An 11,614-nucleotide genomic window follows, 5' to 3' on the forward strand; every position below is an offset into this window, starting at 1 on the left:
ATTAAAAATCATTACGCATTTTATCATTAAGAACAGCTTTAGATAAATCTATTAAATACTTTTCTGCAATGTTTAAATAAGAATTCTTTAGATATAAAATAGCAACTGACCACTTAGAGTTAGAGTCATCAATATAAAATAAATCATACTCATCGATTGGTTTAGTAGTATTTATAACCATATCAGAAACAAAGCATGCACCAAGTCCAGATGTAGCAAGCCTAAAAGCAGTACTAGTATTATCTGTTTCCAATAAAATTTTAGGATTAAACTCATGAGAATTAAACATATTATCCATAAAGTTTCTTATCCTATGTCCTTTTTTAGTTAATATAAGATTAATATCATTTAGCTTATTTATATCAATAACATTGCTATTTCCATCTAAAAGATAAGAATCATCTAAATAACCTTTTTTACAAGAGAGCATTATTCTTTCTTTATATAATAATTCTTGATTAATTCTTTTATCAGTAGTTGGAAGAGATGTAAATACTAAATCAACTTTACCTTCAATAAGATAATTTTCTAAATTATCATCACCTTCAACTATTTTAATTTCAATTCCAGGGTACTTTTCCATAAATTTAGGTAAAATTAAAGGCAATATAAAAGCACCTCTTAAAGGAGTTATACCAATGGTAATTTTACCTTTTTTCATATTTGAAATATCACTAAATTCCTTTTGAAGATTATTAGATAATCTAATAATTTCTTTTGCAGTTTTTATATACTTTTCTCCTGCATAAGTAAGTGATATAGGTGTTGTAGTTCTATTAAAAATTTGAATTCCTAAATCATTTTCAAGATTTAATACTATTTGACTTAATGATGGTTGCGATATATATAATTTAGAGGCTGCTTTTGAAAAACTTTGTAGCTCTGCAATTGTAATAATGTAATTAAGTTTTTTTAAGTTCATTTAAGCCTCCTCTTTATTAAATAAGTGTTTTATATAATTTTACCAAAATATATATGGTATAACAATATATATTACCTATAGGTATTTTCATATAAGGTGTATAGGTAAATATGTATTTTACTATATATAGTTACTTATATAAAATAAATAATGAAATAAAGGTAAGTAAAATAATGATTGGAGATAACTTATGGAATATAAAATAGCATTAATAAAAGGTGATGGAATTGGACCTGAGATAACAAAGCAAGCTTTAAAGGTATTAAATTCTATTTCAGATATATATGGATACAAATTTAAAATTGAAGATGTAGTCGGTGCAGGAGAAGCAGTAGATAAATATGGAGAGCCCTTACCAGAAAAATCACTTAAGGCTTGTATTAAAAGTGATGCCATTATAATTGGGAATTTAGGTGGAAGTAAGTGGGATAATATTGAACTTGATAAAAAGCCAGTTAAAGCAATATTAAAGTTAAGAGAAGCACTTAAAGTTAGTACTAATTTAAGACCAATATTTTTAAATAAAAATTTATTAGAACTATCTCCTCTAAAACAAGATATTATAAAAAATGGTATGGATATATTAGTAGTTAGAGATATAGCTGGAGGAATGCTATGTGCAGATAAAAACTATGGAATAGGAGATTATGGAAGAGAAGCTAGTGATTTAGAGTACTATAATGAAGATATTATAAAAAAGTCAGCTAATAGAGCATTTAAGTCTGCAATTAAAAGAAAAATAAAGTTGCAAGCATTGATAAATCAAATGTATTAGCAAGTTCAAAACTTTGGAAAGAAGTTATAAATGAAAAGTCAAAAGAATACTCAAGTGTTAAAGTAACACATCACTTAGTAGATAGTGCAGCTATGGAAGTTATAATAAATCCTTCTAAATTTGATGTAATAGTAACTTCAAATATGTTTGGAGATATACTAGCAGATGAGCTTAGCCAAATAACTGGAGCTTCAGCAATGTTAGGTTCTGCAGAAATAGACTCTAGTGGAAAAGGTATATTTACACCTAATCAACTACATTATCCAGACGAAAGCATTATAGGTAAGGATGAAGCTAATCCTATAGGAATGATAATGTCATTAGCCCTTATGCTAAGATACTCATTCAACTTAGAAAAAGAAGCAAGTTTAATAGAAAAAGCAGTTGATAAAGTAATAGAAAGTGGATATGTAACACAAGACTTATATATAGATGGTAAAGAAGTAGTTGGAACTGAGCAAATGGGTGACTTAATAGTAAATTGTTTATATAAATTAAGTAAATAGATATAGTATGTATTATTGATTGACTCGATAGAAAGATACATTTATATCTTATGAATAACAAATAGGCTTAGAATACATTATATGTGTTCTAAGCCATAATTTTTGCTATAAATTACTAGGGTTTATTTTAAAAAGTTATAATGTTATCTGACCAGATAACGTAGGATCTACAGTAACACTAGCACGGTCAAAGTGTATCTCATAAAGATCAAGTGAATCTCCAAAATTAGCTATTAATACTTCATAGCTAGAGTATTTTTCTACAAGTTTATCTTTTAAATCATATACTGTTAAATCACTTTTAGTAACTGTAGCGCCAAAAACTCTTACATGTTGAGTGCCTGTGGTTGGAATTGTAGTAAATGACACCTTATTATTTTTGCTAAATTCCACAGTTTTAGTGTTATTTTTGAATGAAGAAAAGTAAACTTTTCCTTTACTTTCTTCATCATAATAATAGTTTACAACCCTGACATTTGGTATATTATCTACAGAAGTTGCTATTGCAATATCCTTAGTTTCTTTTATAATTTGATTAAATTCTTTTAATAAATCCATGTTGGTCTCCTTTTGTTATTAAGCGTATTTTGATTATATTCTTTTACTTAGACAAATATTAACATATAATAGTGACAACAGTATGTCAGCATTAATATAAATTTAATATTTGAAAGGTGAATATATATGAAAATAGAAAGGCTAATCTCTATAATTACCATATTACTTGAGCGAAAAAAAATTAGTGCAAATGAGCTTGCAAAAATGTTTGATGTAAGCATAAGAACAATATATAGAGATATAGAAACGTTGAATTTATCGGGGATACCTATTATCACATATCCTGGTACTAATGGTGGAATAGGTATTATGGAAGGATATAAGTTAGATAAAAAAATATTTACAAAATCAGATATGGTAAATATTTTGATTGGAATGAATAATATAGAATCTAGCTTATTAGATAAAGAATTTGTAAACACTTTTGAGAGAGTAAAATCATTAATTCCAAAGGAACATATGGAGCAAATTGAATCCAAATCAAATGAAGTAAAAATAGATAATACACTATGGCGTAGAAATAATATTATACAACCAGATATAAAAGAGATTAAAAAAGCAATAGAAAATAACACACTAATGTCTTTTAAGTATTGTGATAGATACGCAAAAGAGAGTTTAAGAGAAGTTGAGCCATATCAATTAGTATTAAAAGAAGGCTATTGGTACTTGCAAGCATACTGTTTAGATAGAAATGATTTTCGTACATTTAAGCTAGTAAGAGTATCAGAAGTTAAAATTTCAGAGAAGGTGTTTTCTAAAAGAGAGTTTGTGTCTAAAAAAATGGATGGATCAGGTTGGATAGATGATAAAATTATAAATATTAAACTCTTAGTAGATAAGTCTCTAAAGGAGACTATGATAGAGAGATGCGGATTAGAAAATATAAGAGAGTCAGATAATAATAAATTAATAGTGGATTTTCCTTTTGTAGAAAGTGAGTTAGGATATAGATTGCTATTAAGTTATGGTGATAAATGCGAGTGCCTATCTCCAATGAATGTTAGAGAAAATCTTATCTGTAAGATTAATAAGATGCTAGATATTTATAAAAAATAAATTTACACATTCTAACTATAAGGAGTTTTTACGAGTATTAAAAGATGATGGGTATCTGATATATTGAGAATAGAAAATCCAACAAGTAACTTGTTGGATTTTTTGTATTATAAAACTTTTCTTTTTTATATTTTATTTTTCTAAGCCTCTTGTAAAACGCTATATTCACTATCGATTTGTCCGTATTCAGTTTTATTAATTAAAATATATTCTATAAATAATATAATATTAAAGATTGTCATAACTAATAAAGCATATACTATATGGTTTAATCCAGTTCCTATATGAATAGGAGGTGAGCTCATATATCCATAATTAGAACCAAGTGCATTATTTGTAACAAACATTAATACATGATAAATATTTGTAAAAATTAAAACATTTTTTAAATCCGATTTTGACATACCTATTTTCTTTACAGATAATAAGTAAACAGCTCCACATAATAAAAATAAATGGCCTATAAAGTATGAAAACTGAGTTATATGAGGGAACGTAAAAGGATCAAGTCCTGGAAATAATAAAGCTCCTATTGAACCAAATATACCCCAATAAGACCCTATTTTCATAAGGATATCTTTACTAAGAATCATTCCTATTCCCATAAAAATAATAGCTATACGACAATGATATAAAGGTAACCCCTCTTTGAATGTGTTGTATTTTCCTATGAAATACCAAGAATATAAAAAGAGTTGTTGAAGAATTAAAATGCTTCCTGTAAACAACTCAAACTTTCTGCTTTCAGTTTTTCTTATACAAATAAAAACAGTAATAACTAAGGCAATAGATAATATAAATAAGTGCGTTGGGCCAAAAGTTACAAAATGATTATCACCTTTGACAGTTGTGAAAAAATTTGAGATATTTTCCATATAATCTCCTTTCTATAATTCTAATTATTAAAATATTTAATATTCAATATGAATTTTAACTTCAGTCGAACATAGTCGTATTATATCATAATAAGTTATCTTTATCATGTTACAATAATGTAATAAAACAACATACTTATAATTGAAGATGATGTAGATATTAATTTGATAGAGTAGATAAATTATATAATAAAAATTATCTGAAAAATTAGAAAAATCTAAAAATATGTTGCGTATCAATTAAAAATTATATAATATTAATATTATATATGCCAAAGCCATTACATCTATAAGGAATTTAGAACAATAGATTTTTTATATTGTTCTTTTTTGTGTACAAATTTATAGGCTTACTACATATTTAAATATAAGGGGGAGAGATAATATGACTAATTTTATTAATGCTTTAAATGATTTCATCTGGGGACCGCCATTAATAATTTTAATGTTAGTAACAGGGGTATACTTTACGGTTGGATCAAAGTTTTTTCAAATAAGATATTTTAAGTACATAATGAAGCAAACCCTAGGAAAGATTTTTTCAAAAGATAAGGAAGAAGATGAGCTTGAAGATGGTGTACTTAGTCCATTTGAAGCCATTGCAACTGCTATAGGTGGGTCAGTTGGATTTGGTAATATTGCGGGTGTTGCAACAGCTATTGCAATGGGAGGACCAGGTGCTACTGTTTGGATGTGGATTACAGCATTTTTAGGAATGATATTAAAGCAAGTGGAAGTAACCCTTGCAGTTTATTATAGAAGAAAAGACGAAAAGGGAGATCCATATGGAGGTCCTACTTACTATATGGAAAGAGGTCTTGGTGAAGAGAGAAACTTTAAGCTTTGGAAAGTACTTGCCACAGTATTTGGATTTGGAATATTTTCTACATTCTTTATTACAGCAAGTAACTATACAGTATCAGAAGTTGTAGCCTCAACTTTTAAGATTAATCAAGTTGCAGCAAGTTTAATAATAGTAGTTTGTACATATCTAATGATTTGGAAAGGTATGAAGTATTTAGGTAAATTATTTACAAAGCTTATTCCAATTATGAGTGTTAGTTATTTAATTTTAGGAATCGTTATTATAGCTCTTAATTATCAAAATATACCAGAAAGTTTTAAACTGATATTTGAAGGAGCCTTTAATGGTAGTGCTGCAGTAGGTGGATTTGTTGGAGCAACTATATCAAAGGTTATCTCAACAGGAATGGCTAGAAGTGTTTACTCTAATGAAGCTGGTTGGGGAACAAGTCCTATGGTTCATGCATCAAGTAAAACAAGACATCCAGTTGAGCAAGGGTTATGGGGTTCATTAGAAGTTTTTGTAGATACATTTGTAGTTTGTACAGTAACTTCATTAGTTGTAATAATAACTGGTGAATGGTCAAGTGGTGCTGAAAGTGCAACATTAACATTAAATGCATTTACGGTAGGACTTGGAACTTTCGGGACGTATTTCTTAACAATAACTATGCTAGTATTTGGACTTACAACATCTTCAGGTTGGTATGTTTATTATGAAGTTGTTTTAAGACATTTATGTTCTAAAAATATTAAGCTTAAAAATTTTGTATTAAAAATATTTAAGTATTTCTATCCATTACCAGGTTTTTTAATGACAATGTATATTCTTTATGTAGGAGAAATAAGTATATGGACCTTTGTTGATATAACAAGTGGTATTCCTACATTTATAAATGTAGCTGTAGTATTAGCACTTTCTAAACAATACTTTGTATTACTTAAAGACTATAAAGCTAGATATCTTGGAGTAGGAGAAGTTGATGAATCAGTTGCAATATTCTATGAAGATAAAAAAGGAGTTATAAATGAATAATATATATATTAATGGGGTAGTTTATACAGTTATTGATGGAATAAAAGAAGCATTCGTTGAAAAAGATGGAAAGTTTATTTATGTTGGAAGTAATGAAAAAGCTTTATCTTTTAAAGATGAAGATAGTAAAATTATTGATTTAGAAAATAAATTTGTAACAGCAGGTTTTAATGATTCCCATATGCATGTGTTAGGATATGGATATTCATTACAAATGATTAATCTTTTTGAATTCACTACATCTCTTAAAGAACTTAAAAAAGGTGTTAATAAGTTTATTGATGAAAATTCATTAAATGAAAATGAGTGGGTTAGAGGTAGAGGATGGAATAATGATTATTTTACAGATACTAATAACTTTCCAACTAGATATGATTTAGATGAAATATCAACAGAGTATCCAATATGTTTAATTCGTGCTTGTGGTCATGTATGTGTAGTTAATTCAAAAGCACTAGAAATTGCAGGTATAAACTCTTTATCTAAGCAAGTAGAAGGTGGAGCATTTGATTTAGATGAAAATGGTGAGCCTCTAGGTATTTTTAGAGAAAATGCTCTAGGTTTAATTTATGATAATATTAATAAGCCTTCTAAAAAACAATTAAAAAATATGATTTATGATGCTTGTAAAAGCTTAAATTCATATGGAATTACTTCAGCACAAACAGACGACTTCACAGTATTTTCAAAAACGGACTACCAAGATGTTATTGATGCATATAAAGAACTTGAAAAAGAAAATAATCTAAGTGTTAGAATTTATGAACAATCACAGCTTGTTGATAAAGAAGAATTAAAAGACTTTATTGAAAAAGGATATAGTACTGGAGTTGGAAGTGATAATTTTAAAATAGGACCATTAAAATTATTAGGAGATGGCTCACTAGGCGCAAGAACAGCTTACTTAAGTGAAAGCTATAGTGATGATGAAAGCACTTGTGGTATAGCTATTTATGCTGGGGAGCAATTTGATGATATGATAGAATACGCGCATAAAAATAATATGCAAGTTGCAATTCATGGTATTGGAGATAAGATTATGATAATGGTTATAAATTCAATAGAAAAAGCGCTTAGAAAATATCCAAGAAATAATCATCGCCATGGAATTGTTCATTGTCAAATTACAACTAAAGAAATACTTGATAAAATTAAAGAACTTAGTATGTGTTCGTATATTCAATCTATATTTTTAGATTATGATATTAATATAGTACAAAAAAGAGTAGGAGTAGATAGAGCAAAAACTACTTATAATTTTAAAACATTAATTAATAATGGTATAACGGCTAATGGTTCAGATTGCCCAGTTGAACTACCAAATGTACTTAATGGAATTCAGTGTAGTGTTACAAGAAAAACTTTAGATGGAAAAGTAGGTCCATTTTTACAAAATCAAGCCCTTAGTGTTAAAGAAGCAATAGACTCTTATACTATAATGGGAGCGTATACTTCTTTTGAAGAAAATGTTAAGGGATCTATATCATTTGGTAAATTTGCAGACTTTGTAATACTTGATAAAAATCCATTTGAAGAAAATATTAACAATTTAAAAGATATAAAAGTACTTAGTACTTATATGAATGGAAACTGTGTTTATAAGTTAAATTAAGAGAAGAATAAAATAAATATAAAAAAATATAGGTAAGGTTACTTACCTATATTTTTTTCTCTTGCATAATAAAATAAATATTGCTGAACATAACTTGATAAATAACCAAACTTCTCTATTGCAAAGCTCCTTATTTTAGGAATACTCATATCTGTGTCTAGATAAAACTCAGTCATAACTCTTTTCATCCAGATATCAACAGGGAAGATATCACATTTTCTCATAGAAAACATTGCTATACAATCAGCAACTTTCATACCAACACCACTTAAACTTTTAAGATTATTAATACAATCATCACTGTCAAGATTTGAAAGCGAATATAAGTCTAGTTGATTAGTAGATACAATTTCTGAAACTGATTTTATATACTTATCCCTAAATCCAGTCTTACATTCTCTAAGCTCATCAAGTGATAAGCTTGCAAGTTTTTGTGGAGTAGGGAAGGCGTAGTATTTTTCACCTTCGTATTCACCTATATAATCTCCGTATCTCTCACAGAGAGTATCAATAACCTTTGTAACCATTTGAATTGAATTGTTAGTAGATAGTATAAATGTAATTAACATCTCCCATTCATCATGGTCTAATATTCTAAGCCCGTGCCCAAATTCAACGGCGTCTTTAAGGTTATCATCTATTTTACTTATTTTATCTTTTATAGATGAATAGTCAACGTCTAGAGAAAAGTATTTATACCATAAATTTTTAAAATCATCAATATTAGTATTTCTTAGATAAAGCACATTACCTATTTGAGAAACATTTATTATCTTTCCTTTTACTACACAAGTGTAGGAATTATCATCTTGTTTTTTCCATCTAAAGCCTTGTCCACTATCAAATATTTGATCAATATGAAAATCACAAATATTTTCAACGACTACCATATTATCTTTTTCATAAATATCCATAAATTAAACCTCCAATTAGGTTATTAATATATATTAAATGTAATAATTTTATACAAATAGTTGAAAAATTATTTATTTTTAAGCTTCTCAACTTGCTTTTTCTTAGCAACATTAAAAACAACTTCTAATGATTGTAAAAAACTATAAAATTCATTTTTATTTATAGGCTCACCATCAAACATTAAGTCATCACTATATTCAAAACTTGATAAAACTTCATCTATTGCTTTTTTTACATCAGTCATATCTTTAGTAGATAAAAAAGTCTTATTATCAGTTCTAGCAAATAAATAATCTGTAGAAACATTAAAATAATTAGCAAGAGTAATTAATGTTTCTACTTTAGGCTCTCTAACTCCATTTTCATATCTAGAAAGTGTAACCTTAGTGGTACCTAAATCTTTTGCCATTTCTTCAAGTGTTAATCCTTTTTCCTTTCTTAAGGACTTTAATCTATTTGAAAAGATTTCCATTATTTCACCTGCCTTAATTAAAATTATAACATATTTATACCAAGATGTACCAAATTGCAAACTAAAAGAACCTAAAATGAGAATTTACAATTTTTTACAATAAAAAAGTATAAAATTCGATTGACGTGTAACCGAAATGGTAATAAAATGAACTTGAGAAATAAGTTACCAAAATGGTTACAAATAAAAGTTAGGGGAGAAAAAATGTCTTATAAAAGAAAACTAAAGGGAATAAGGGTAAGCAAAGGATTAACACAAAAAGATTTAGCTATTCTTATAAACATGTCAAGATCAACTTATGCGAAAAAGGAAAATCAAAAGAGTACATTTTCAATAGAAGAGGCAATTAAAATATCTAAAGCTCTTGGGGTAAGTTTAGAAAGAATATTTTTAAATAATTAAAAATAAGGGGAGATTTTAATGTATGATTTAAAGATTTTTGAAAATGAAGAATATGGAAAAATAAGTGTAATAGTTGAAAATACTAAAGTATACTTTGAATCAACTAAAGTAGCTAAGATTTTAGGATACTCTAATCCTCATAAAGCAATAAAAAACCACTGTGAAAAAGAGGGGCTAACGATTCGTTCGGTAGAGGTGGTAACTGGTAAAAAATCAGATGGAAGTAATGCTAAGCAAAGGGTAAATAAAAAATTTATGGATGAAGGAAACCTTTATAGACTAATTTTAAAGTCAAAACTATCATCTGCTAAAAAGTTTGAAGATTGGGTTGTAGAAGAAGTACTACCAACTATAAGAAAACATGGAGTATATATAGAAGAGAAATTAGTAGATGAGATTTTAAATAATCCAAATTTTTTAATTAAATTAGTATCAAATTTAAAAGATGAAAAAGAAAAGGTACAAGAACTAGATAAAACAATAAAAGACTACGAACCTTATATAAAAATAGGAAAACTAGTAGGAGATTGTGAAGACTGTATAAGTATAGGAGCTTTTGCAAAGCTTTTAAATACACTTGGAATTAATATAGGAAGAAACAGATTGTTTAATTGGTTTAGAAATAATGGATATCTTATGAGCCAAGGAATAGAAAATCATCCAAAACAAAAATACATAGAACAAGGTCTATTTAAAACACGTCAATTTATAATAAATACAAACCATGGGAGCGAAATTAAAATAACTACTTATATAACAGGAAAAGGTCAAAAATATTTTATTGAGCTTATAAAGGGGGATTTTGAATATGAAAATACTTACAAATATAATTAATAAGAAAAATAAAGAGTGTAACCTACCATTTGGAAGTAAAGAATGTGGAAACTTCTTAAAGGAAACATATAAAGAAAGTATTGATGAAACCATTTTATTAAATGAAGATTTATACTCTAATTTATTGGAGTACGATGAAATAATAAATAATTTAAATAAACTTGAAGGAAGAAAAAAAGTAATAGAACATAAACTTCAAAATGAAATGAAGGAATATGAAAAAGCATTTTGTCTTGATAGAAAAATAACTTGGAAAAAGGTAACTAAAAACAGTATAGACAGTAAAAAGCTTAAAGAAGATTATCCAGATATAGTTAATAATTATATAAAGGTAAGTAGTAATAGAGTTTTTAAAATTAAATAGGGGGAGCCATGGCAATATTTAGAAAGGTACATACAGAATTTTGGAGAGACCCTAAGGTATTAGAAGAGCTAACTCCAGAAGGTAAACTATTATTTTTATATACACTAACAAATCCAAATACTACACAAATAGGAATTTATAAAATAACAAAAAAGCAGATGGCATTTGAACTTGGATTTTCAACTGAAAGTATAAATGCGCTTATGGATATATTTGAAAATAAGTATAAATTAATAAAATACAATACGGAAACTAGAGAACTAGCAATAAAACACTGGGGAAAATACAATCTAGATAGAGGAGGTAAGCCTATAATAGACTGTATTAAAAAGGAACTAAAATACGTAAAAGATAAATCACTTATACATTATATAAGTGAGAATATAGAAAGAGAAGAAATAAAAACACTGTTTGATAATTGTATAAATAATGTATATAACGATACGTCATACGAATCGTTACCAAATTGTGTACAAGAAG

The 11,614-nt window shown here is 27.2% G+C and carries 12 protein-coding genes and 1 pseudogene; 8 read left to right on the top strand and 5 right to left on the bottom strand.

Annotated elements, in window-relative coordinates:
* Position 1: 1 nt before the first annotated feature.
* Positions 2 to 922: a LysR family transcriptional regulator gene (locus BN899_RS04850; RefSeq protein WP_042273395.1), complete on the bottom strand. Its 921-nt coding sequence runs from the start codon at positions 920 to 922 to the stop codon at positions 2 to 4.
* A gap of 190 nt (positions 923 to 1,112) precedes the next feature.
* On the opposite strand from BN899_RS04850, the pseudogene leuB reads away from it, so the two are divergent.
* Positions 1,113 to 2,203, top strand: a pseudogene (gene leuB, locus BN899_RS19595) (3-isopropylmalate dehydrogenase).
* Between the two features lie 135 nt (positions 2,204 to 2,338).
* Here leuB and BN899_RS04860 read toward each other — a convergent pair.
* A complete protein-coding gene (locus BN899_RS04860; protein WP_042273397.1) occupies positions 2,339 to 2,761 on the bottom strand; it encodes a pyridoxamine 5'-phosphate oxidase family protein in 423 nt (140 codons plus the stop codon).
* A 126-nt stretch (positions 2,762 to 2,887) separates the two neighbouring features.
* Here BN899_RS04860 and BN899_RS04865 point away from each other — a divergent pair, with 126 nt between their 5' ends.
* Positions 2,888 to 3,820, top strand: coding sequence for a helix-turn-helix transcriptional regulator (locus tag BN899_RS04865; protein ID WP_042273399.1), 933 nt, complete (start codon positions 2,888 to 2,890; stop codon positions 3,818 to 3,820).
* A 140-nt stretch (positions 3,821 to 3,960) separates the two neighbouring features.
* On the opposite strand, the gene BN899_RS04870 is transcribed toward BN899_RS04865, so the two are convergent.
* Positions 3,961 to 4,695 (bottom strand): YwaF family protein, encoded by a 735-nt coding sequence (locus BN899_RS04870; protein WP_042273401.1) that lies wholly within the window; start codon positions 4,693 to 4,695, stop codon positions 3,961 to 3,963.
* Positions 4,696 to 5,080: 385 nt separating this feature from the next.
* Here BN899_RS04870 and BN899_RS04875 point away from each other — a divergent pair, with 385 nt between their 5' ends.
* On the top strand, positions 5,081 to 6,535 hold the full coding sequence (locus BN899_RS04875; protein ID WP_042273402.1) for an alanine/glycine:cation symporter family protein: 1,455 nt from the start codon (positions 5,081 to 5,083) through the stop codon (positions 6,533 to 6,535).
* Positions 6,528 to 8,147: an amidohydrolase gene (locus BN899_RS04880; RefSeq protein ID WP_042273403.1), complete on the top strand. Its 1,620-nt coding sequence runs from the start codon at positions 6,528 to 6,530 to the stop codon at positions 8,145 to 8,147. The genes BN899_RS04875 and BN899_RS04880 overlap by 8 nt, the downstream gene beginning before the upstream one ends.
* Positions 8,148 to 8,185: 38 nt before the next feature.
* Here BN899_RS04880 and BN899_RS04885 read toward each other — a convergent pair whose 3' ends face one another.
* Together BN899_RS04885 and BN899_RS04890 are read right to left on the bottom strand one after the other, a co-directional pair.
* A complete protein-coding gene (locus BN899_RS04885) occupies positions 8,186 to 9,061 on the bottom strand; it encodes a DNA-3-methyladenine glycosylase family protein (RefSeq protein WP_042273404.1) in 876 nt (291 codons plus the stop codon).
* A 68-nt stretch (positions 9,062 to 9,129) separates the two neighbouring features.
* Positions 9,130 to 9,534: a helix-turn-helix domain-containing protein gene (locus tag BN899_RS04890; protein ID WP_052356624.1), complete on the bottom strand. Its 405-nt coding sequence runs from the start codon at positions 9,532 to 9,534 to the stop codon at positions 9,130 to 9,132.
* Between the two features lie 204 nt (positions 9,535 to 9,738).
* Between BN899_RS04890 and BN899_RS04895 the strand changes: the two genes are divergently transcribed.
* From BN899_RS04895 to BN899_RS04910, 4 genes are all read left to right on the top strand, one after another.
* Positions 9,739 to 9,936: a helix-turn-helix transcriptional regulator gene (locus BN899_RS04895; RefSeq protein WP_042273405.1), complete on the top strand. Its 198-nt coding sequence runs from the start codon at positions 9,739 to 9,741 to the stop codon at positions 9,934 to 9,936.
* An 18-nt stretch (positions 9,937 to 9,954) separates the two neighbouring features.
* Complete coding sequence (locus BN899_RS04900) at positions 9,955 to 10,770, top strand: phage antirepressor KilAC domain-containing protein (protein ID WP_042273407.1); 816 nt, start codon at positions 9,955 to 9,957, stop codon at positions 10,768 to 10,770.
* The gene (locus tag BN899_RS04905; protein ID WP_052356626.1) at positions 10,745 to 11,134 is read left to right on the top strand and encodes a hypothetical protein; all 390 of its coding nucleotides are present in this window, start codon (positions 10,745 to 10,747) and stop codon (positions 11,132 to 11,134) included. Before BN899_RS04900 ends, BN899_RS04905 begins: the two co-directional genes overlap by 26 nt.
* 8 nt (positions 11,135 to 11,142) lie before the next feature.
* A partial coding sequence (locus tag BN899_RS04910) for a hypothetical protein (RefSeq protein WP_042273408.1) occupies positions 11,143 to 11,614 on the top strand: 472 nt, incomplete at its 3' end.

Source organism: Faecalimicrobium dakarense, from assembly GCF_000499525.1.
Classification (GTDB): Bacteria; Bacillota; Clostridia; order Peptostreptococcales; family Peptostreptococcaceae; genus Faecalimicrobium; species Faecalimicrobium dakarense.

Excerpts from the sequence above, each read along its gene's own strand:
- BN899_RS04880 (WP_042273403.1), top strand. The coding sequence starts at position 6,528 with ATGAATAATATATATATTAATGGGGTAGTTTATACAGTTATTGATGGA.
- BN899_RS04870 (WP_042273401.1), bottom strand. The coding sequence starts at position 4,695 with ATGGAAAATATCTCAAATTTTTTCACAACTGTCAAAGGTGATAATCAT.
- BN899_RS04900 (WP_042273407.1), top strand. The coding sequence starts at position 9,955 with ATGTATGATTTAAAGATTTTTGAAAATGAAGAATATGGAAAAATAAGT.
- BN899_RS04885 (WP_042273404.1), bottom strand. The coding sequence starts at position 9,061 with ATGGATATTTATGAAAAAGATAATATGGTAGTCGTTGAAAATATTTGT.
- BN899_RS04865 (WP_042273399.1), top strand. The coding sequence starts at position 2,888 with ATGAAAATAGAAAGGCTAATCTCTATAATTACCATATTACTTGAGCGA.
- BN899_RS04875 (WP_042273402.1), top strand. The coding sequence starts at position 5,081 with ATGACTAATTTTATTAATGCTTTAAATGATTTCATCTGGGGACCGCCA.
- BN899_RS04905 (WP_052356626.1), top strand. The coding sequence starts at position 10,745 with ATGAAAATACTTACAAATATAATTAATAAGAAAAATAAAGAGTGTAAC.
- BN899_RS04890 (WP_052356624.1), bottom strand. The coding sequence starts at position 9,534 with ATGGAAATCTTTTCAAATAGATTAAAGTCCTTAAGAAAGGAAAAAGGA.
- BN899_RS04850 (WP_042273395.1), bottom strand. The coding sequence starts at position 922 with ATGAACTTAAAAAAACTTAATTACATTATTACAATTGCAGAGCTACAA.
- BN899_RS04895 (WP_042273405.1), top strand. The coding sequence starts at position 9,739 with ATGTCTTATAAAAGAAAACTAAAGGGAATAAGGGTAAGCAAAGGATTA.
- BN899_RS04860 (WP_042273397.1), bottom strand. The coding sequence starts at position 2,761 with ATGGATTTATTAAAAGAATTTAATCAAATTATAAAAGAAACTAAGGAT.